Source organism: Pseudomonas folii (assembly GCF_014357575.1).
GTDB classification, from domain to species: Bacteria; Pseudomonadota; Gammaproteobacteria; order Pseudomonadales; family Pseudomonadaceae; genus Aquipseudomonas; species Aquipseudomonas folii.
In genome coordinates this window covers 1-21433 of record NZ_JACONW010000043.1, presented here as the reverse complement: position 1 = coordinate 21433, position 21433 = coordinate 1, and the positions used below count along the sequence as shown (strand labels likewise).

The following is a 21433-nucleotide window of genomic DNA, read 5'->3' as shown; positions in this document are numbered from 1 at the left end:
GCAGTTATCCCTCGTTTCACCTCAACCCTGTTTTACCAACCCTGAAAGGAAAAACATCATGATCCCAGCAGTCCTCGCCACCGCAGCACGCGCAGCCGCTCCAATGGCTAAAGATCTCGGTAAAGACCTGGGGGCAAATCTTGCCCAGGGCGCTGGTCAGCAACTGGCCAGCAGTGGTCTCGAAGCCGCAAAAAACCTGATCACCGGCGGGCCCAGCGGCGAACCGGTTTCCTACGCCAGCGCTAACGAGAACAAACCGGCGACTTACTAAGCCTCTCCCCTCCAGGCCGAACGTTGCTGCGGTATGCGGCGCGTTCGGCGCGGCTGTTATAAACCCCTATCTGTGCGCTAATCCGTTGCTGCGGTAACGGCTGCTTTGGGGTTGCGCTTTTACAGCGCGTCACTTTTTTGTAACCCATGTGGTTGATCCGTACATGCCTACCACTGGGTGCCTCAGATCAAAATCAAAAGCAGATCTAAGCAGATCTAGATCAGGGCCTGGATACACGCGGTTTTATGTGGGAGCGGTGCTTGCCCGCGATGAACGATTACGCGGTATATCTGACGTACCGTGGCGCCTGAATCGCGGGCAAGCACCGCTCCCACAAGGTCCGTGTTAGCAGGAGCGAAGGTAGCAGGTTCAAACAACCAGGTCGGCTGTCAGGCCGCCGCGCTTTTGATTTTGATCTTAGGCGCCCCGTTAAACCACGCTGGCCGAACGCAGATTCTGAAGCGTGGGGCGCTCTTGAGTTGAAGAGTGGCAGGACGCCGGGTTAGCCGCATTGGGCCATGGATGGCCCGTTGCGGCGGCCCACGGTTCAGGATCTGCGGGCGGGTACACCGAGCACCAGCGAGGTGCCGAGTGATGGGGCAAGAGCGTTTTGGTTACTTTTGTCTGGGCCGGCTTCCGGATCTATCAAAAGTGACGCGCTGTAAAAGCGCAACCAATATCCCCCTTAACGCAACAACGGATATGTACACAAACATCCCCATGAATAGAAGGAATGCAGCCACGTTACCGCACCAGCGTACGACGCAAAGTAGCCAGCCGATCAGCGAAGCCCATGATCCACTGACTGAAGCTCAATTCATTGAGCACGCTGAGATCTTGCTGCGCGCACAAACGGACGGTGTTCTGCGCATCCAGAGCCAACCAGCAACCGCCCAACTGGTCAGGCTTGAAATTGAGCTGCAGCAAACGCTCGTGAATGCCACGTTGCGTCTGATCAAGATCAATGCGGGCGTGCACAAATGCGACGTCACCCGGTGCAGGTACTTCAATATTGGCCAGCTCCTGGCCCTGCTCGTCGGCCAGCGCACAAAGGCCATCCTTGAATACCAGTTCACTGCCAGCCTGGGCGGCCAGCGCCGCAAGCAAACGGTCTGCGTGAGGTGTGGTCATGAATTCTACTCCCTATAAATGAAGATCGGCGTTACGGGACATGGCGCGTATTAATGGCGCGCCAAACCTTCGCCCAAGTGCTCCAGCCCCATGAGCTGCAATTGATGAGCGCTGATTTCATCCAGCGCGGCAGTGTCCAGTTCGCCCGGCAAACAGTGCCAGACCACGAAATCGCGGCGTGAATCCAGGAACAGAAAGTAATCGTTGTAGCGTTCCGGATCATCGAAACGACGCTCCAGCGCATCACCTAATTGCGAAGGTCCCAGGCTATGCCAGTCAACCTGCAAGGCCAGGCCCCAGTCCAGGCATTCGCGTCGTGTGCAAAAGGCTACGCCAGCGGCGATTTCCCAGATAGCAGGGCGTCCTGCCACCACTTCGGCATAAAATTGCGCCTTGTCTGTATTACGAGCAGGCATAGCGTTAATCCTCCAAGGGCACTCGAGTGAAATCGGCCTGTTCATCCCCCAGGCCGAGGCCGTCGCGCATATCCGACGGCCACCAGATAACAACCTCACGGTCGTTGGAAACAGGCCGGTCACACGCTTCTTTAGCGCACCCGCGGTGGCCAAAAGACGAGCAACCGGCCAACAACATCACGGTGACAGCGAGCAAGACAGCTTTCATGGCTGGCTGACCTCCACAGTAGTGAGCAATGAACGACGTTGCGGCGCGCCGCTGTTGACCTTGGGCGGACGCAAGGCAATGAACACCTCGGCCTCGCCACCTGGCGGCACCCAGGCACTGGGCCAGACGCTCACGCCGACCGCATAACGACCGCCACAGCTGGCTTCATCAACGCGTTGCGGCTTATCGGTCGAGTTGCGTACCAGCGCGACGGCGACACCAAACCCTGCATCGCCGGCATACCATTGCGCACGCCGTGGATCGAGTTGCAGGTCAGGATTGCCATCGCACAATGTTTCGGGACGCAGAGGTATGGCCGCAGCGGTAAAGCCCGCAGGCAACGTGCCCTGAATCATCTCGCTCAGCGCTTTGGTGACCACCGTGCGGTTGGGTCGCTCGGTGCCTTCGCGGCGCTTTTTAATCTTGTCCAGACGATCCTGCACGTGATTGGGATTGGCGTAGTCGACGTAGCGCATCGGGTTCACCTGGTCACCAATCAGGCGCGGCGTCAGGATGAACAAGCGTTCGCGGTTAGACTCACTGCGCTCGCTGGCCGTGAACAGCAATTTGCCAATAATCGGGATCGCGCTCAAATAAGGCACTTTCTTGCGCCGCTCGTTGTTTTCATAGACATGAAAACCGCCCACCACCAGCGAGGCTTTCTCGGCAATCACCGCCTGAGTGCTGACGTTGCCACGGCGCACCGAAGGCTGCTCGGCGCGGATATTGGATTCCTGAATCTGCCCGTCCTCGATATCGACGACCATCTGAATCATCTGGTCTTTGGCACCGGAAGCCGTGATTGAACGCGGAATGACCTGCAGGCTGGTGCCCGCCGTCAGCGGCTGGAAATTGGCAACCCGCTCACCGATAGCCTCAAGAATTTCGGTCTGGCTGAAGTCGATTACCGCTGGCTGGTTTTCCAGGGTCAGCACCGAAGGATTGCCGATGATCGTGGCCGATCCTTTACCTTCCAGTGCGCGCAAGCCCAGAAAGAACTTGTCCCGATCCTGAACATACATCGTCGAGCTGCGGCCGTTCTCGGCGATGCTCGCGCCGCCGCTGAAGTTACCGGCGCTCAACCCCCAGTTGCTGGACAGTTCATCCATGGAGTTGCGGTCAACGTCGACAATAATCGCGTCGATCTCGATCACGTTACGTGGCTTGTCCAGCTCCTCGACCAGATCCTTGTAGATCGAACGCCGCTCGGGATCGTCGTAGATCAGCACGGCGTTGTTACGCACGTCCGCCTCAACCCGAATGTGATTACGCGAGCGCGTAGAGCGCCGCTCGTCTTCGGTAGGTGCCACATAATTCTTGCCGCTGAAATTGCTGGCAACGGAGTCGTCGAACAACTGCGGAAAATTACTCGCGTCAGCGCCGAAACCCGTGCTCATGCCGCCCATGCCCGCCAAGGGAAGCGTGCCGGTGCGCAGGGCATCAGAAGTCAACCCGCCGCCCATTGAGGAGCGACGCTCCAGCAGGTTTCGCAGCAACGTGGCAACGCCATCGACTTTCAGGCTTTCGCCGCGGTATTTGATCGGTCGATCGGCGGCGTTCGCGTAGCGGAGCGGCAAATAGATGACTTCCTGCTTTTCATCGCGGCTTTGCTGCTTCTTGCTGAAGTCTTCGATCAACTCGACGTAACGACGCGGGCCCCGCACCAGCACCACGCCCTGCTCGGGCAGAGCGCCCCAGCCGAAGCGCGGATCGAGCAGGCCGACATCGGTCAATGCCTGGCTGAGGTCATCGACGGACTTCTCATCCACTTCAATACGTTTGGATTGCTGTTGATCAAGCGGACTGATGTACAGGCTGTTGTTGTAAACGAACCACTGAAATTGATGCTCCAGCGCAAGGCGATCAAGAAACGCCTCCGGGCTTTCACTGCGCATCCGCCCGTTGACGGTGCCGCTGATGTCTTCCATCTCCAGACTGACGCCGAAACTCTCGGCGAAGTCCTTGAGGACCTGCGTCAACGGCGCATTCTTGGCGTCATAGGCATACGGGGTGTCGCGCCATTGCTCCGGTACGACGGCAAAGGTGGGCGTGGCCCAGAGCATCGCGGCCATCAAAGGCAGGCAGGTCCAGGCAGTTTTACCCATTCATCAATCCTCTGTGCAAAAGTCCCAGACCCAGCGACGCGGGCATGGCGGGTCGGCCTGCCGTTTTGCGCGGGGCCTGTTCGGCGAGTACCAGCGCCCAGGCGGCTTGCTGGTTGGCCAGGTTTTCAACGGTGGCGACCAGCGCCGCAGTGTCGACATCGGGGGGCAGCCAGCGCACGAGGCAGGCACGCTGTTTTTGGCGGTCATAAGCCAGGGCAATCGGGTCTTCACCCATCAGGCTGGCTTCGACCAGGCGCAACAGGGGGGCAAGCTGATCATTGTGTGTGCCCATGCGCCCAGGCAGCGCGACACGACAGAAAAACCCGCCGTCGTGGTTTTGCACCTGGATGCTGACGCCGTCCACCCAGCATTCGAAAAGCCCGCCAGCCTCGCGGCGGCAGGCTTCTAGCTGGGTGTACAGCTCACTGGAAGCCATCGAGCACCGACTTGGTCATGCCGTGCTTCGCGCTCAGGGCTTGAGTCAGCGCGAAGTTGGCCGAAGTGGTGTTCATGGTTTCCTCGAAAATGGCCTGCATGTTCTCGACGCTAGGGTCGTCGGCGGCGGCTTCGCTCGCGTACTCGTAGTTGCGGCTGGCTCGGTCGTAGTTGTTGTCCAGTCGTCTTTCCAGGGCATTGGTTGACATGGCGTGCTCTCTCGAAATGGGATGACTATCGATGAGTGGTCACGCCGGACAGAACGGTTCCGTCGGTGATGATATTGATCACGCCAGGTCTATAACGCGCTCGCGCAGCCGTTCCCAGTCGAGGCTGAAGTCGCCGCTTTCAGTACTCAGCCAGAGCGTACCGGGAGCGAGGCCGGTGTCGCGTTCGAGCTGCCAGTGAGTGTGCGGTTGTTGTTGCAGCCAGACTTCAACCGACTCATGAAGGTCCACTGCGCAACGCAATGTGGCGCGCACTGGACGGGTCTGACTCTGGGCAATCTGGCGCACCAGTGCCAAGGCACGCTCTTCGTCAGACAGCGTGCCCAGCAGACTGGCCAGCGTCTCGCTCAACAGGCTCCGCGCCTGCTCGACCAACGCCTCACGCTGAGCCTGTCGTTCAGCCTCCCAATCTTCCAGCATTGCATTGGCACGGGCCCAGAAGTCCGCTTGAGCGTCGGCCAGCAGCTGTTCCCCCTGAGCCTGGGCATCCGCGAGCAACGCTTGAGCCTGCACACGGGCACGCGCGAGATGCTCGCTGGCCAGCACCACATCACTGAAATATTCCCGGCGCAGCAATGGCTCGGCAACGCCAGGCTGTCGGGCATCAAAGCTGAGCGTGCGACGAATGAACATCAGGCTCCTCCAGAATACGTTGCAAGGCGGCGCGCCAGAGCATATCCAGCCGCTTGGGCTCGGCGCAGGGCGATACGGTGATGTTGATTGCGACAGCCCGCGGCCAAAGCAGCCTTAGCCGTTGCCATTGCGCGTCGCCACGCCATTGAGCCAGCAGTTGCAAAGGGTCGACAGGCTCGTCAGGCAACCAGCTGCCCGGTCGTAAAGCCTTGGCCACGCTGCGGCACCAGGGCCGCAGGTTTTCATCCGGCAGCCGTCGCGTTGCTCGCGCTGTGCAGAGATGCTCGACCACAGCGAGCAAAGACTCCCGATGCTCGTCGGCCTGTAGCAAGCTGACGATAATGGGGTCTGGAAGTGTCGGACTACAGGCCTGAACACCGAACGCAACGCCCAGTCGATCAGGGTATACCGCTGACAACCAGGCAAACTGGGCATCGCTCAAACGGTGCTCGGTCATCACTTCAGACCAACTGGGGTCAGCCCATTGCCAGGGCCGCGCCCACCATTGCAGCCACTGCTGCGCCAGCGCCGGATTCACGCCCCGCGCTCGTCAAACCGGCCGACAGCGGTGCCAGACGCTCTGGGTGCCGAGCGCATGCCTACCAGCTCAAGCAATTTGTGGCGTAAAGCCGGGCGCAGCCACAGAATCAAGCCCGCGAACAGGACGAAAACTCCCAACCCTCCAGCCAGCATCATGCCTTTGACCGCGCCGACTTCCTGCTCGGGCACCATAAACGGCCCGTAACGAACCAGAACCTGCTCCTCCTGATAAGCACGTGCGTTGACAAAGACCACCGACAGTTTCTCGGTGTTGTCCACCGCCGCTGCCATGCCGGGGATACTGCTGGCGACCATGCGCCGGATTCGCGGCAGCACGGTATCCGGATCAAGGCTCGCAGCGTGTTTGATGAATACCGCCGCCGACGCAGGTTGCACCGGTTCGCCGGGCGCTACCCGCTCAGGCAGCACCACATGTACCCTGGCAACAATCACGCCATCAATCTGCGAAAGCGTCGACTCCAGCTCCTGTGACAATGCATAGATATAACGCGCGCGCTCTTCAAGAGGCGTGGAGATCACCCCTTCCTTCTTGAAGATTTCCCCCAGATTAGTGCGCGTGCGCCGTGGCAGACCCGCCGCTTCCAGCACCCGCACCGCTCGATTGATGTCCGAGGCGGACAGCAGAACGCTGACCCCTTCTTTGTTGCTGCGCTTGCTGGCGTCGATGTTCTTGCTCGACAACTCGGCGATCACATCATTGGCATCGTTTTCAGAAAGCTTGCCGTGCAGTTCGATCTGATCACCGCAAGCCCCCAGCATCAGCGCCAGCCCAATCAGGCTCAGGTATTGCAGAAAATGCCTCATCAGCCACCCATCACTGCATGTTGGTGAGTTTGTCCAAGGCTTGCGAACCCTTGCTGATCATTTTCACCGACAGCGAAGTTTGCAGAGAGTAATCGCTCAGCGCCCGGGTCGCTTCCATGAACTTCTTGGGGTCCGAATGCAGCGACGCCTCGCGCAGCGCCTTGCCAGCGTCCTTGGACATATCCTCCAGGGACAGTGCCTTGCGCGTCAGCGGGTCCATCACCTGTTCCGAAAAAGCCCCCGCGCCCTGAGTCGGTTCTGGCCTTTGCATGGCAGCCCTGAACCAGTCGGCATCGCCTTGCGTCGGGTTATCCAGCTCCGCTTCCGGCTTGAGCGCCGTGGCGGAGGCCGAGCTGCTTTCCAGTTTCCCAATCGTCATATCGACCTCCTTCACGGTTATCAGCTGAACAGCTTGTTCATGATCGAACCGGCTGTATTTTGAGCATCCTGCTGCAGCGCCTGACTCTGAGCAGTCGGACCGGCACCCTGGGTGGAATTGCCGTCCTGACCCTGCCCTTGCAACAGCTTGAGCAGATCATCGAGGCCCATGGTCACCGTCCCGTTGCCGCCGCCGAAACCGCCGCTGCCGCCTACGCCACCACCGAATCCTCCACCGCTTTCGCTGCCCTGGCCCGGAGAAATGGGAATCCCGCTGTTGGCCAGCATGCCTGAAGCCGGTGCTGTGCCGCTGCCGGCAGCCTGGCCGAGCATGGCGATAGCATCCTTGAATTTGGACGCTTCAGCGCCGTCAAGGAAAGTGTCCGCCTTGCCACTGCTGTCGGTTTCATTCAGCTCATCCGACCAGGATTTGGTCTTGCCGTCAGCATCGCCTGGCGATCCGAACTTCTCAGGATGCTGGTCCATAAAGTTAGCGACATCCTGCAACAGGGCTTTGTCGTCCTGATTAAACGTTGCGCCACCCGAACCATCCTTCGCAGGCTCCAACAGGCTCCCGAGCTTCTGCTCTGCCAGTCCGCCGAGCAGTGATGAAAGCGCATCGCCGCCACCGCCAGCTCCACCGCCGCCGCCCACACCACCGTTGCCGCCACCAAAACCATTGCCAGCCCCGGCACTGCCCGAACTGCCGGGGCTACCGCCCAGCAACTGACTCAGTAGCTTCATGAGATCGTCAGGACTCATGTCCTTCACGGAACCGGCAGCAGGTTTTTGATCAGACATACCGCTGGAGCCCTGGCCGCCAGCCGCCTGGCCTTGCGAGCCTAGCTTCTCCAGCAGTTGAGTAAGCAGTTTTACCAGTGGATTTTCGCTGTTGACCTGCCCTTTGCTATCGGTCATCGACTTGACCAGAGTGTTCAGAGCGTCATCCATGCTCTGTGGGCGTTGACTGCCGCCCGCTGCATTGGGGGAATTACGCGTCTGCTGCTCATTACTGAAACTGGTCGGGCGACTGTTCTCAAGATTTATCGAAATGGTCATGCCTATACGTCCTCTTTGTAATCAGACATCCAGAGTGCGGGCGGGGCCATGTCGCACCTCCACTGAGGGGACACAGCCACCGCCAGAATGATCAGTAATTGATCCCCTTGGCGGTTGAAGCGACGTTACTGAGGTGCTTGAGGTCGCTGTCCTGGCTCATCGCCTCAACCGTGTTCTTGGCGTCGGTCTCGATTTTCTTGATACCCGCGTTGGTGACTTTGGAGTCCGCAGCCCCCGTGGCATCAGTCATGCGCCCGGCGTTTTCTGCAGAGTCGCTTTCGTAGCCACCGTCGGTACCGGCAGTAGCGGCTTTGAAGTTGCTGCTAAAGCTGTTGCCCATGTTGTTCATGCTGTTGAAAAAGCTTTCCATAATCTTGCACCTCAGCGGAATGATTGATGTAGGAACTCAGGTCCGTCACGGTCAAGCGCCGGTCCTGTTCAATGAGTGGGCATGAGGTTGAAAGCAGTTCCACGTTTAATCTGAGGACTTTGCATCCCGCTGAAAGCAGCGGATCTGCGGGCCATGGACACCCACTGTTTATCGCCAGTCAGAGAACCGGGAGACGTGAGGGCAGAGTAGAAGGAAGCCGGATCGAGCGTGGTGTCAGACTGAAAGGCTTTTGATGCGGTGATACAAGGTGCGGCTCGGGATGCCCAATTCGAAGCTGGCCGCTTCTACGCTTTGCTGATGGCGCTTCATGGCTTCATCAATCAGGATACGTTCAATGACCCGCAGCTGCGCCTTGAGCTGCAACGGCTCTGGCGAACACGCCTCAGCCAGTGGTGAGAAGCCCAGCACGGAGCGTTTGGCGCTGGATTTGAGTTCGCGAATATTGCCCGGCCAAGTGTGTGAAAGCAGTTGTTGGGTCATAGCGGGAGTCATTACCGGTGTCGGTCGCCCAACCAGCGAAGCCTGCTTGGCCAGAAAACGGTTGAACAACGGAATGATTTGCTCGCGACGCTCACGCAGCGGCGGCATCTTGATGCTGACCACGCTGAGACGAAAATAAAGATCGCGACGGAAGGTGCCCTCTTCAACCAACTCTTCCAGAGGGCGCTGCGAGGAGGTAATGACGCACATGTCCACCGGGATGAACTCAGTCGATCCCAGACGTTCGACGCCTCGGGTTTCCAGCACACGCAACAACTTGGCCTGCAGCGACAGCGACATGCTGTCAATCTCATCCAGGTACAACGTGCCGCCCTGCGCAGCCTCGACATAGCCACTGCGGGACTTACTGGCGCCGGTGTAAGCACCGCTGACCACACCGAACAATTCGCTCTCGGCCAGACTCTCCGGGATGGCCGCACAGTTCATCGCGACGAAGGCACCACGTCTTCGCGATAACCGGTAAATCTGTCTCGCCAGGGTATCCTTGCCGGTCCCTGTTTCGCCAACCAGCAGCACATCAATATTCAGGGGGGCCATATTGGTGGCCAGGTACTGCAAGTCAACGAAATCACCAAAATAGGCAATTTCCTTCAGATCTGCTTCAAACTCGCGTCTATCCATGTTGGAGTACCCTCTTCGCACTTACATCCAGTATCGCGACCCCCTGACAGGCAGTTTGCAATGAGCAGACTGCTCAGGCCGCACAACTCAAGTGGTACCATTTTCAAAGGACACTTCTACTCTCAACATAAAGCCGCAAGAGAATTTGGAGGGGACAGGTCGTTTGAAAAAGCTTGCGTAACGTAGACCGGATTAGACAAGAATAGTTCAGTTAAAAGTTATATTTCAACATTGCGCGATATATTGCTCAGTCAATATCAATATTCGCTGAAAGCACAGTGCTAGAGCCTTCGCCAGCACCAAAAGCGACCTCTTGCAACGCTCTTTGCGACACGGCGGGCGATAGTAACCATCGCAAGTGACAGTTTTATGAATCGCTATTATCTATAACTTATCTGCCACAAGTTTCCAAGCACAATCACACTATCACGACGAACAATACTTACGCCTCTTCCACGGACCATCATCCACTTGTTGTTAACGCTACAGTATAAAATCGTATCACTGCCAGTGAATAAGAGTATTTGAACAGTTTTATCCCCTGTGTCTACAAGGCCATTGAGAAATCATCGCTGCAGTGAGCCCTACACTTGCCGGCTGCTCCAACAATTCCGGATGGTTGAACAGATAGGCATTGACGGCCTTGACCACCTGCCCTGCGTCGACATCCTCCCGACTGCAGAACAACAGACCTGCATTGGCATCGTAGACACCCTGGACATAACCCAATGCCTGCATCTGAGCCAGGGTCAACGGTTGCCCCTTGCGAATTTCCCGCAGCGGCACCTGCAGGTCACGCCCGCTGAAAAAAGCCCCTTGGACCGTCTCGCACAACCCTGCGAGCATCAACACCCCGCCCACACAGACTGAGCGCATCAAACGGTTTTTCCGGAGACGACGCCTGAAGACAACGCCCTCACGCGCGCGCGAGCGTTTGTGCACAGCTTGCGCAGAGAAAAATCTGTCATCCGCCATCAGTCCGATCCCGTGGTGATCTGAATGCTGAGTGGTCAGAGCCAAAAAAACGGTTCCACGATTGCGCACATTTTTTTGAAAGCCATCGAGCAAAAGCTGGCCGAGCGCATCGGCGAGATACCAGATGTGGTCGAAAAACAAGGAAAGCGCGACGAAGAAATAGCAGCGGTGATATAGCCTACTGAGGTCGACGATACCTGTAGGAGCTGCCGAAGGCTGCGATGGCGGTGTGTCAGGGTAAATGCTTCGCAGCCTTCGGCAGCTCCCACAGAATATGTATTTCAGACTGAGAGGAGTGCATTTTGAAGGACCACCCCCCTGCTACTCAGGAGCGGTTGCGTGTAATCAAGCAGCGTCCTTAACCTGCTTCAGCGAGCGTGCAACCAGGTCGCCAAACGAACTGACCGGCCCTTGCAGATTGCCCAGGAAGCGCGGATAGATCAGCCACAGGTCCATTACCGGTTTGAAATCCTTGACCGGCAACACCGCCAGTTGCTCGCGATGGACACTGCGCTCCAGTAACGGACGTGGCACCAGACCCAACCCCATACCATCCGCCACCAGGCCCAGTTGCAGTTCGGTGCCGAAGGTTTCCAGATTGACCTTCAAGCTCAGGCCCTGATCCGACAAGGTCCGTTGCAGCCCCGCCCGAAAACCGCAGCCGTCAGGATTCAGCACCCAGCCCTGTTGATAACAGTCGGCCAGTTTTACCGAGCCTTTGGGCAAGGCAGAGCGAGCGCAAACCACCACCAGCTCCATTTTGCCGATGGACTCACCCATGATGTTTTCCGGGAAAATCTTGCCCGCCGGAAACAATGCTGCGGCGGCATCCAGTTCGCCGTTCTCTATTTTGCTGACCAGGTTACTGCCCCAACCGGTGGACACTTGCGCACGCAAATCGGGGAACTCACTGCGCAATTGCTTGAGGGCATCCAGCAGCACCACGTCACCAATGGTTTGCGGCACCCCCAGACGCAGAAGACCACTGGGCGGTGTATCGCTGGCAACCAGCTCACGCAAGGAATCCATCTCACGCAGGATCGACAGACAGCGCTGATACACCTGATTGCCCATCTGCGTCGGCTTGAGCGGTTTGGTGTTGCGGTCGAACAATTCGACGCCCAACGCCTGCTCGAAATTCTGTACCCGCCGGGTAATCGCCGGCTGGGTGAGGTCCAGGGATTGCGCCGCATGGCTGATCGACTGGCAACGAATCACCGCCACAAAGGCATCGATATCATCAATTTTCATTCGGACCGCACATAAAAAGACAGATGAGAGATAGGCGAAAAGCATAGTGGGATTTGCGGTGTGTGGATAGCTCTGGGGGTACATCGCTGCCAAAGGGGGAGAGAAAACGGCATGCCTACGAGAATGCAGCTGGTATGGAGAATGGCAGGCACTTAAAAACAACACCCAACCGCTTGATTGGAATCGGGATCACGGTGGGAATCCAGGTATCGGCGCAATGTCGTGGGACCGGCTTCAGCCGGGAAGAAGCCGGAACAGCCATTGATAATGGGTCGTCAGGAATACCGCTTTCCCGGCTAAAGCCGGTCCCACGTCGCACGTCACAAAATAGATCTTCCACAGGTTCAATGCTTGCTGTGCGAGAGTGTCATGTCAGTGACTTCAACAGCACTGAAACCCCTGTACCAACGTGCAGCGTACTTATCCATGCGTATGGTTTTCGTATGGTTTGCTTTCCTCCCGTAAAGACGCCGTAAACATGATTGTTTTTTATCAATGGGAAGTTAGTCTCCCTACTCTTTTCCCCACGTGAGATTCAACATGGAAAATTCGGAATTAGGCACCCTGATTATCATCATGATCGGTGTTTTCGGATTTGCTTCATTTCTCTTTGAATACCTGAGCGCCAGACACTCAAAGAAAAACAAGCCGCACTGACATTGAACTTGCGCTAAAAAATCAAATAACGAATCAAGCCGGTATGTCACGGGGGCGCCCTGAATTCCGCCCCACTTTACTCAGAATAGAACCAGTGCCGCTCTGACTTTTTCTTTGCCGAACACACTCATGCGTTCGAACTCCTGGTGCGTCAATGGAACATGCTGGCAATCCAGACGCTGACGATACCGGCTATGGTCCAGATCAGGATCATGCAGATAAACAAAGTCTTCATCACACCCCGTCACCACCACCCAGTGTGGCGCTTTGGAACGTGTCAGCCGATAGCTGCTGATCAGCACGACAGGAATGCCGCCGCCGTTGAAAACCTGTGGCAAGTCGAGGCGACGTGACTTGGACTGCTGAACACCACTGGCTTGCAGCTCTCTGCAAAACCCGTCATGCACCAGCCGCATGACTGATTTTTTGTCTTCACGGCGTACACCGTCCAGAAACAGCGGGCCCGAGCGGCTGACCTGTAAACGCACATCGAACCCACGCCGCCATGCGGCCAGTGCCAGCCCGTGCGGGCTACAGCCCCCGTGTCCCGAGGTCATGAAAATAGTCGTAGCCTCCCGCCACAGTTGAATTTCCTCGTCCCGCGAAAAGACCCGGTCAGGATTGAGTGCCTTCATCGCCATGAGCAATGACGCCGCCCCGCAGGTAAATTCGGTTGTCTGCGCATAATAAGGAACGGCCGAGACGCTGCCCGGCACCGGCAGGACAATGCGCTTTTCATAGCGCAGGGCTCGGGCATGGTCCTGGTAGTAATCGTCGACTTCGGCAAAAAGCCGGTACCCGGCCCGTTCGTACAGGCGGATCGCCGAGGGATTGTCGGGGCGCACTTCCAGACGCAGGTGTGCGCACTCATGCTCAATCGCCAACTGCTCTGATTGCTCGAGCAGCGACAGGCCAAGGCCCAGCCCTCTGGCCCGGCAGTCAATGGCCAGCGAATACAGCCTCGCCAGTGAAGTGCCTCGATGAAACAGGACCAGTGAATACCCCAACAAGCCTCGATCATCCTCGGCAACTAACAACTTGGCGTGCGCGCGCTGAATCATCCATAAGAAATTACGTCGGGACAGTCGGTCCTGCTCGAAGCACTGGTTCTCCAGAAGTTCCAGGGCAGGAATATCTTCGGCGGTAGCAAAGCGATAGTTAAGATCCATGGGATTACCGTAAATAAAACGTAACGAAAGAGGACAGTTAAAATCAAATATGTTTTATAGAAAACACCTGCACGGCTAAGGCACTTCTTATCATGGTTTCGGTGTATTCAAACGTAATGGAATTACTACCAAAGGTCGAGTCCAATCTGCCTGTTATTAAAGACGAAGGCACGGCACTGCTGTTTGCGCCCAGCAAGTTATTGGTGATCGTGGAGCGCCGCGATGACTGGCAGGGTTATTTGCCCAGTGAAAGTATCGTCACCGCTCAGGAATACCTGGAAGACAAGCGATATAAAAATCCTGGCGGACAGATTCAAGTCATTAACCTGTGCCGAAGTTATAAGTATCTGGGCCACGGTTACTACTGTTCGCTCCTGGCCGAAGCGCGGGGCCATAAAGTCATTCCGTCCGTTAAAACCATCAGTGAGCTGACCAAACGCTCGCTCTACGGCCTGGCGCTCGAAGACCTGGACCGGATGCTGGATGACGCCATCGCCGACCATCCGTATGGCGAAACAGAAGGGTTTACCCTCACCTTCCACTTTGGCAAGACCGACCTGGTCCCCTTGCAGGGCCTGGCGCAGCAGCTGTTTGACACCTTCCCGACGCCCATCCTGCAAGTCGAGTTCACCAAGAACCAGCGCTGGCAGATCGCAGGAATCAAGATCGGGGCGCTGCACAAGCTTCGTGATGAACAACAGCATGACTTCGCCGCCGCGCTCGACACCTTCAATCGACGGATCTGGCGCCAGCCGGTTTCGTTACGCCAGTCCCGTTACGACCTGGCCATCCTGCATGACCCAGGCGAAGCATTGGCGCCCTCCAATCCGCTGGCGCTTCAACGGTTCATCAGTGCTGGCCAGAGGTTGGGCATCAATGTGGAACTGATCGAAAAGAAAGACTATGCGCGACTGGCGGAATACGACGCCCTGTTCATTCGCGAAACCACCAGCGTGGACAATCATACCTACCGCTTCGCGAAGAAAGCCGAGAGCGAAGGCCTCGTGGTGATGGACGATTCGAACTCGATTCTTCGCTGCACCAACAAAGTGTTCCTCACTGATCTGCTCAACAAACACAACCTGGGGATGCCCGCGACAGAAATCCTTTATCGCGATCGCCTTCAGGACCTGGAACAGATTGGCGAACGCCTGGGTTTTCCCGTCGTTTTGAAAATCCCGGACGGCTGCTTTTCTCGCGGTGTAATCAAAGTAGAAAACCAGGCAGAGCTGGCCAAGGCGGCTGCCGAGCTGTTCGAGCACTCCGTGCTGCTGCTGGCTCAGGAGTACCTCTACACCGAGTTTGACTGGCGTATCGGCGTGCTTAACCGACAGCCTCTTTATGCTTGCCTCTACTTCATGTCCAAGGGGCATTGGCAAATCTACAACCACAAAGCGCAAGGCAGTGAGGTCAACGGCCTTTGTGAAACTATCCCCATCGAAGACGTACCGCCAGCGGTGGTCAAGCTGGCCGTAGACGCCGCCAGCCTGATCGGCGACGGGCTCTATGGCGTCGACCTCAAGCAGACCAATGAGCGCCTGGTGGTGATTGAAGTCAACGACAACCCCAATCTGGATGCGGGTATTGAAGATGCCTGCATTGAAGAGCAGTTGTACGACAGGGTCCTGCAGGAATTCATCCGGCGCCTGGAGCTCAAGCATCAAGGTTATGGCCAGTAATCCCTTGCAGTAGAGACGCCAGAATGATTGAACGCTACAGCCTGATCGACGCGACGCTACAGGTAACAACAGACGAGCAAGCGCCTCTGCTGTTATGCACGGACCCTACTGCGCAAGAACGGGAGTTTCTGCATCAACGTTTCCAGGTGGATGCCCATATGCTGGAGTCCGCACTGGACCCTGATGAGGTGTCCAGGATCGAATTTCATGACGGTCAGCTTTTTCTCATCTGGAAGCGCCCGGAAAGCTATTCGGGCGCTGCGGCGATGTCCTTTGAAGTGTCCTCGTTTGGCCTCATGTTGTCCTCCGAGAGCCTAGTGGTGATTTCCGCAAGCAACTCATTGCTCAGCCCCGCGAGCACTCACCGGCCGTTGAAAAACCCGCTGGATATCCTCATCGACCTGCTGTTCAACAGCGTGCACCACTACCTCGGTCACTTACGGGTGATCAAGCTGATCGCCCGGGAGCTGCATCAGAAATTCGACACATCACTGGACAACCAGCACCTGCTGCAGATGTTCAATCTCAGTGAAAGCCTGATCTATTACATCAACGCGATTCAGAGCAACGGTGCGGTCCTCGAACGCTTGCATCACCACGCCGAGAACAATGCATTTCCTGCCCGCGTCATCGCGCTACTGGACGACCTCAAGATCGAAAACGATCAGTGCTACAAGCAAGCCAGGATCTACTCCACCGTGTTTGCTTCGCTGATGGACGCCAGGGGCAACATGGCCAACAACAATATGAACGCGACCTTGCGCAACCTGACCGTGGTCAACGTGGTGTTCCTGCCCCTCAACCTGATCGCCAGCATTGGCGGCATGTCTGAATTCAGCATGATGACGGCGAGTGTTCCGTGGTGGATCTCGTTCCCGGCACTGGTCATGGGGATGGTGGTATTGAGCGTGTTGATGGCCGTGCTGCTCAGGAAATCGGTGTTCCGTCGTAGTGCCACGCCTGCGGCTTGAGGCCCACTCGACTTGACCAGCGTTTTGTATTCCAGCTGACCATTGATTTTGCACATTCCTGTAAAGACCTTGGAGTTCAACAAAACGCTTGTGGCAGATGCGCATAGGCGACGTGGAACCGGCTTCAGCCGGGAAAGCGGCATTTCTGGCGACACATTTCCAGTGGCTGTACCGGCCTATTCCCGGCTAAAGCCGGTCCCACGACGACTGCACTATTTGAGATAGCGCAGTACCGCTAAACTTTTTCAGCACCTTTGGTTATAACCTAATCATAAAATAATCGCATATTAGCTAAACCCATTATGTTTATATTAAGCCACGCATTAACCTGGCGCTGGCATAGACATGACGCAGACACGACACCCCGAACGACTCCGAGAATTCATCGGCGCACTGGCCGAGCTGATCGACAGCAACCCGCACGAAAGTGATCTGCTGCACCGCGGCAGCAAGTTACTGGGCCAATTGGTCAGTTACGACGACTGGCTGCCGGACGAATACGCCATTCCCAGCCCTGAGCGTTATCAACAGTTCCTGCTACACGCCGACTCCCGGCAGCGCTTTTCAATCGTCAGCTTCGTCTGGGGCCCTGGCCAAAGCACGCCGATCCACGACCACCGCGTGTGGGGCTTGATCGGCATGTTGCGCGGCGCTGAATACTCCCAGGGCTTTGCCCGCAGTCCGGACGGTCGACTGGAAAAAGAAAGTCAGGCGATTCGTCTCGAACCCGGTCATGTGGAAGCCCTGTCGCCACGCAGCAATGACGTGCATCAGGTCAGCAACGCCTTCAGCGATCAGGTCTCGATCAGCATTCACGTTTATGGCGCCAACATCGGCGCAGTGCGGCGGGCGGTTTACCAGCCCGACGGCACTGAAAAACTGTTTATCTCCGGCTATTCCAACGCCTTTCTACCCAACATCTGGGATCTGTCCAAAGAGAGCCCTGCCAAAGAGAGCCAAGCACAATGACTCAGTCCATAACCCGCTCCTTCGCCGATATTCGCCAGGCGCTGCTGGCCCATCAAGAACTCGCCCTTGTGGACGTTCGCGAAGAAGCCCCATTTGCCGAAGCGCACCCTTTGTTTGCGGCCAATATCCCGCTGTCCAAGCTTGAGCTGGAAGTGTTTTCGCGCATCCCGCGCCTCGACACCGCCGTAACGGTATACGACAACGGCGAGGGTCTGGCTCAGCGTGCTGTGGAGCGCTTGCAGAAATTGGGCTACACCGATGTGAAACTGCTTGAGGGTGGCCTGCAAGGGTGGCGCGAAGCTGGCGGCGAGCTGTTCATCGACGTCAACGTGCCCAGCAAAGCCTTCGGCGAACTGGTTGAACACCATCGCCACACGCCTTCGCTGGCCGCTGAAGAAGTGCTGCAATTGCTGGATTCCAAAGCCGACGTCGTGGTGCTCGACGCTCGTCGTTACGACGAATACCAGACCATGAGCATCCCGAGTGGCATCAGCGTGCCCGGTGCTGAACTGGTGCTGCGCGCCCGCGAACTGGCCCCGGACCCGAACACCCGAATCATCGTCAACTGTGCAGGCCGCACCCGCAGCATCATTGGCACCCAGTCGCTGGTCAACGCAGGCATCCCCAATCAAGTGAGCGCCCTGCGTAACGGCACCATCGGCTGGCTGCTGGCAGGCCAGACACTCGACCACGGCCAGGCGCGACGCTTTGCTGCCGTCAGTGACGAAACCCGCGAAGTGGCCAGTGCCGACGCTCGCCGCGTGGCCGACAAGGCTGGCGTGCGCCGTGCAACCCGCGCCGAACTGAGCAATTGGCAGGCCGATCAATCGCGCACCACGTACCTGCTGGATGTGCGTACGCCGGAAGAGTTTGCGAAAGGCCATTTGCCCAACGCACGTTCTACACCGGGCGGCCAACTGGTTCAGGAAACCGATCACTACGCCAGTGTGCGCGGTGCGCGTCTGGTCCTGGTGGACGACGACGGCGTACGCGCCAACATGTCGGCGTCCTGGCTGGCCCAACTGGGCTGGGAAGTGTTTGTGGTTGATGATCTGCAAGCCAGCGACTTCAGCGAACAAGGCGACTGGAGCGCGCCGATTCCCACCCCCGTACAAGCGGAAGAGATCAGCCCGCAGACCCTTGCCGAATGGCAGCAGCACGGCGACGTGGCAGTGCTGGATTTCACCGCCAGCGCCAATTACGTCAAGCAACATATTCCGGGGGCCTGGTGGGCATTGCGCGCGCAGTTGCAGGACGCGCTGCAGAAAATCCCTGCAGCCGAACGCTATGTACTGACCTGCGGCAGCAGCAAACTCGCGCGCTTTGCCGTGCCCGAAGTTGAAGCCCTGACCGGCAAGCAGGTGTTCCTGCTCGAGGGTGGCACCGCCAACTGGATCAAGGCCGGCCTACCGCTGGAAACCGGCGAAAGCCAGCTGGCCTCGCCGCGCATTGATCGCTACCGCCGCCCTTATGAAGGCACCGATGCTCCACGCGAAGCCATGCAGGCCTATCTGGACTGGGAGTTCGGTCTGGTGGAGCAGCTCGCCCGTGACGGTACCCACGGCTTTCAGGTGATCTAGATAACAATCTGACCCTTTTTCAAGAGCAGGGCCGACCCCTCCAGGCGGAGGTCCTTGCCAGCACGCCATTAGCCTGGAGATACACCCATGTTGTTGAACACCTTTAATTTCAAGAAACTGCTGCTGGGCGCGCTGCTGAGCGTTGCCCTCGGCCAACAGGCCATGGCCGCCGATCTCGAACCGCTGCTGGTCGCCAATCAGAAATCCACGATCAAAGCGCTGCTGCAAGTCTCCGGCGAACTGAAGAACGTTCCTTACGAAATCAAATTTTCAGAATTCCCTTCCGCAGCACCTTTGGGTGAAGCGTTGAACGCCGGTGCCGTCGATGTCGGAGCGCTGGGGGATGCGCCTTACGTATTTGCCCTGGGTGCTGGCGCGCCTTTGAAAGTGGTCAGCATCACTCACGCCGAAGGCCGTTTTACCACCGCCCTGCTGGTCCCCAAAGACTCACCGATCAAGACCGTTGCGGACCTCAAGGGCAAGCGCATCGTCACAGGACGCGGCTCCATCGGCCACTACCTGGCGATCAGGGCCTTGCGTCAGGCAGGCCTGAAAACCAGCGATGTCACCTTCATCAACCTGCTGCCGGGAGAGTCGCGCATTCTGTTGTCTAGCGGCGGAGCCGATGCCTGGGCCACCTGGGACCCTTACACCACGGTCGCCACCACCCAGAGCCATGACCGCGTTCTGGTCAGTGGCAGCGAGCTGTTGAGCAATCACCTGTATCTGGCCGCGACCAGCAAAGCCATCGCTGAGAAGCGCGCGCAGTTGGACGACTTCGTTGCGCGGGTTGAACGCGCCTATCTGTGGAGCAACACCCACCCCGGCGAGTACGCCAAGGCTCAGGCTGCGATCACCGGCCTGCCGATCGAGGTTCATCTGGAAATTGCCAACGCCACCAAAATGAACCGCGTAGAGATCGACGACAACGTGATCAAGGGACTGCAAGCCACCGCTGACATTTACCAACAGGAAGGCATCCTGACCAAATCGATCGATGTCTCAAAAGGCTTCGACAAGAGCTTCAATGCTTCCCGTGCTCAGGTTGTGCAAACAGCCGCTCATTAATCCTCAGACAAACCCTTTCAGATTCCGGAGCACGCTCATGAGTAAGCCTCGTCAAAAAGAGCCACGTCAATTGAAGCTAGGCGCAATGGTCCACGGTGTCGGTCACGGCTGGGGCGAATGGCGCCATCCGAACGCATTGGCAGATGCCAGCGTCAATTTCGGCTTCTACAAACAGCAGGCAAAACTGGCAGAAGCAGCAAAATTTGATTTCGTGTTCATCGCCGACAGCCTGCATATCCACGAGAAGTCCAGCCCGCATTACCTCAATCGCTTCGAACCGCTGACCATTCTCTCGGCGCTGGCAGCGGTCACGGAAAATATCGGCCTCGTCGCCACCGTCACCGTGAGCTACACCGAACCCTTTCAGGTGGCGCGACAGATTTCTTCGCTGGATCACATCAGCGGTGGTCGCGCTGGCTGGAACGTCGTGACGTCCTGGCTCAGCGGTACTGCTGATAACTTCAGCAAAGGCGAGCACCCGCCGCATCCGGTCCGCTACCGTATTGCCAAAGAGCACGTCTCAGTGGTCAAAGGCCTGTGGGATTCCTGGGAGGACGACGCCTTCGCCCGCAACAAAAAAACCGGCGAGTTCTTCACGCCCGGCAAGTTGCACGCGCTGAATCACAAAGGCGAGTTTTTCTCGGTCAAAGGACCGCTGAATATCGCCCGCTCGAAACAAGGCCATCCGCTGATTTTCCAGGCCGGGACCTCCGAGGACGGACGCAACTTTGCAGCCGAATATTCAGATGCGATCTTCGTTCATGCCGAGTCGCTGGAAGAAGCGCAGGCTTACTACCGGGACCTGAAAAAACGTGCGGTGGGCTTCGGTCGTAACGCACAGGATTTATCGATCCTGCCGGGCATCCGCCCTATCGTCGGCCGCGATGAAGCAGAAGTTGAAAGCCGTTATCAGCAGGCCGTGGAGCTGGTGAGCATCGAAGACGCCATCGTCGCGCTGGGCCGTCCGTTCAATGATCACGACTTCAGCCAATACCCGCTGGACGCGCCCTTCCCCGAGCTGGGGGACCTGGGTTCCAACAGCCAGAAAGGCAGCTCGGACCGGATCAAACAACTGGCCAAAGATGAAGGCCTGACGTTGCGCGAAGTGGCGCTGTTCTTCTCCCGGCCACGCCGTGAGTTCGTCGGCACTGCAGAGCAGGTTGCCGACACTATTCAGACCTGGTTCGAGCACGAAGCCGCCGATGGTTTCATCATCAACTCGGTACTGCCGGACGGCTTGCAGTACTTCGCCGAACTGGTAGTTCCGGTGCTGCAGGCACGCGGTTTGTTCCGCAGTGAATACAGCGGCTCGACCTTGCGCGAGCACTTCAATCTGCAAGTGCCGGAAAACCGCTATGCGCAGCAGGAAGAGA

23 protein-coding genes are annotated in these 21433 nt (G+C 57.5%); 7 read left to right on the top strand and 16 right to left on the bottom strand.

Annotated elements, in window-relative coordinates; genetic code table 11:
- The first annotated feature begins 58 nt into the window (after positions 1-58).
- A complete protein-coding gene (locus tag H8S59_RS11475) occupies positions 59-271 on the top strand; it encodes a hypothetical protein (RefSeq protein WP_095094673.1) in 213 nt (70 codons plus the stop codon).
- A gap of 744 nt (positions 272-1015) precedes the next feature.
- Here the strand turns inward: H8S59_RS11475 and H8S59_RS11470 are convergent.
- From H8S59_RS11470 to H8S59_RS11395, 16 genes are all read right to left on the bottom strand, one after another.
- Positions 1016-1402, bottom strand: coding sequence for a CesT family type III secretion system chaperone (locus H8S59_RS11470; RefSeq protein ID WP_095094675.1), 387 nt, complete (start codon positions 1400-1402; stop codon positions 1016-1018).
- A gap of 50 nt (positions 1403-1452) precedes the next feature.
- Complete coding sequence (locus H8S59_RS11465) at positions 1453-1818, bottom strand: type III secretion protein HrpV (protein ID WP_095094677.1); 366 nt, start codon at positions 1816-1818, stop codon at positions 1453-1455.
- Between the two features lie 4 nt (positions 1819-1822).
- Complete coding sequence (gene hrpT / locus H8S59_RS11460; RefSeq protein ID WP_087274741.1) at positions 1823-2026, bottom strand: HrpT family type III secretion system protein; 204 nt, start codon at positions 2024-2026, stop codon at positions 1823-1825.
- Positions 2023-4101, bottom strand: a complete 2079-nt coding sequence (sctC, locus tag H8S59_RS11455) for a type III secretion system outer membrane ring subunit SctC (protein WP_425504572.1) — start codon at positions 4099-4101, stop codon at positions 2023-2025. The genes hrpT and sctC overlap by 4 nt, the downstream gene beginning before the upstream one ends.
- Positions 4102-4123: 22 nt before the next feature.
- Entirely contained in the window at positions 4124-4567 is a 444-nt protein-coding gene (locus H8S59_RS11450; RefSeq protein ID WP_095094679.1) for a type III secretion system chaperone, read from the bottom strand.
- A complete protein-coding gene (locus tag H8S59_RS11445) occupies positions 4554-4775 on the bottom strand; it encodes a hypothetical protein (RefSeq protein ID WP_049827156.1) in 222 nt (73 codons plus the stop codon). The genes H8S59_RS11450 and H8S59_RS11445 overlap by 14 nt, the downstream gene beginning before the upstream one ends.
- A gap of 78 nt (positions 4776-4853) precedes the next feature.
- The gene (gene sctL, locus H8S59_RS11440) at positions 4854-5426 is read right to left on the bottom strand and encodes a type III secretion system stator protein SctL (protein WP_187521477.1); all 573 of its coding nucleotides are present in this window, start codon (positions 5424-5426) and stop codon (positions 4854-4856) included.
- Positions 5398-5964: a hypothetical protein gene (locus tag H8S59_RS11435; protein ID WP_187521476.1), complete on the bottom strand. Its 567-nt coding sequence runs from the start codon at positions 5962-5964 to the stop codon at positions 5398-5400. Before H8S59_RS11435 ends, sctL begins: the two co-directional genes overlap by 29 nt.
- Positions 5961-6791, bottom strand: a complete 831-nt coding sequence (gene sctJ, locus H8S59_RS11430; protein WP_187521475.1) for a type III secretion system inner membrane ring lipoprotein SctJ — start codon at positions 6789-6791, stop codon at positions 5961-5963. The genes H8S59_RS11435 and sctJ overlap by 4 nt, the downstream gene beginning before the upstream one ends.
- 10 nt (positions 6792-6801) lie before the next feature.
- Complete coding sequence (gene sctI / locus H8S59_RS11425; protein WP_187521474.1) at positions 6802-7170, bottom strand: type III secretion system inner rod subunit SctI; 369 nt, start codon at positions 7168-7170, stop codon at positions 6802-6804.
- Positions 7171-7190: 20 nt separating this feature from the next.
- Complete coding sequence (locus H8S59_RS11420) at positions 7191-8228, bottom strand: hypothetical protein (RefSeq protein ID WP_187521473.1); 1038 nt, start codon at positions 8226-8228, stop codon at positions 7191-7193.
- A 91-nt stretch (positions 8229-8319) separates the two neighbouring features.
- Positions 8320-8598 carry a type III secretion system major pilin HrpA gene (locus H8S59_RS11415; protein WP_095094688.1) on the bottom strand — a complete coding sequence of 93 codons (279 nt, stop codon included), beginning with the start codon at positions 8596-8598 and terminating at the stop codon, positions 8320-8322.
- A gap of 234 nt (positions 8599-8832) precedes the next feature.
- Positions 8833-9741, bottom strand: a complete 909-nt coding sequence (locus H8S59_RS11410) for a sigma 54-interacting transcriptional regulator (RefSeq protein WP_095094690.1) — start codon at positions 9739-9741, stop codon at positions 8833-8835.
- Positions 9742-10275: 534 nt separating this feature from the next.
- Positions 10276-10857: a Rap1a/Tai family immunity protein gene (locus H8S59_RS11405; RefSeq protein ID WP_141230147.1), complete on the bottom strand. Its 582-nt coding sequence runs from the start codon at positions 10855-10857 to the stop codon at positions 10276-10278.
- 204 nt (positions 10858-11061) lie between these two features.
- A complete protein-coding gene (locus tag H8S59_RS11400) occupies positions 11062-11967 on the bottom strand; it encodes a LysR family transcriptional regulator (protein WP_187521472.1) in 906 nt (301 codons plus the stop codon).
- A 737-nt stretch (positions 11968-12704) separates the two neighbouring features.
- Positions 12705-13793, bottom strand: a complete 1089-nt coding sequence (locus tag H8S59_RS11395; RefSeq protein ID WP_187521471.1) for a GNAT family N-acetyltransferase/peptidase C39 family protein — start codon at positions 13791-13793, stop codon at positions 12705-12707.
- Positions 13794-13885: 92 nt separating this feature from the next.
- On the opposite strand from H8S59_RS11395, the gene H8S59_RS11390 reads away from it, so the two are divergent.
- The 6 genes from H8S59_RS11390 to H8S59_RS11365 all read left to right on the top strand — a co-directional run.
- On the top strand, positions 13886-15472 hold the full coding sequence (locus tag H8S59_RS11390; protein WP_187521470.1) for a RimK family protein: 1587 nt from the start codon (positions 13886-13888) through the stop codon (positions 15470-15472).
- A gap of 23 nt (positions 15473-15495) precedes the next feature.
- Positions 15496-16443 (top strand): magnesium transporter CorA family protein, encoded by a 948-nt coding sequence (locus tag H8S59_RS11385; protein ID WP_187521469.1) that lies wholly within the window; start codon positions 15496-15498, stop codon positions 16441-16443.
- Positions 16444-16788: 345 nt separating this feature from the next.
- Positions 16789-17412, top strand: coding sequence for a cysteine dioxygenase family protein (locus H8S59_RS11380; RefSeq protein ID WP_187521468.1), 624 nt, complete (start codon positions 16789-16791; stop codon positions 17410-17412).
- Positions 17409-18992, top strand: coding sequence for a rhodanese-related sulfurtransferase (locus H8S59_RS11375; protein ID WP_187521467.1), 1584 nt, complete (start codon positions 17409-17411; stop codon positions 18990-18992). Before H8S59_RS11380 ends, H8S59_RS11375 begins: the two co-directional genes overlap by 4 nt.
- Positions 18993-19079: 87 nt before the next feature.
- Positions 19080-20060 carry an ABC transporter substrate-binding protein gene (locus H8S59_RS11370; RefSeq protein ID WP_187521466.1) on the top strand — a complete coding sequence of 327 codons (981 nt, stop codon included), beginning with the start codon at positions 19080-19082 and terminating at the stop codon, positions 20058-20060.
- Positions 20061-20097: 37 nt separating this feature from the next.
- Positions 20098-21433 (top strand): LLM class flavin-dependent oxidoreductase (locus H8S59_RS11365; protein ID WP_187521465.1); only part of this gene is annotated, 1336 nt, incomplete at its 3' end.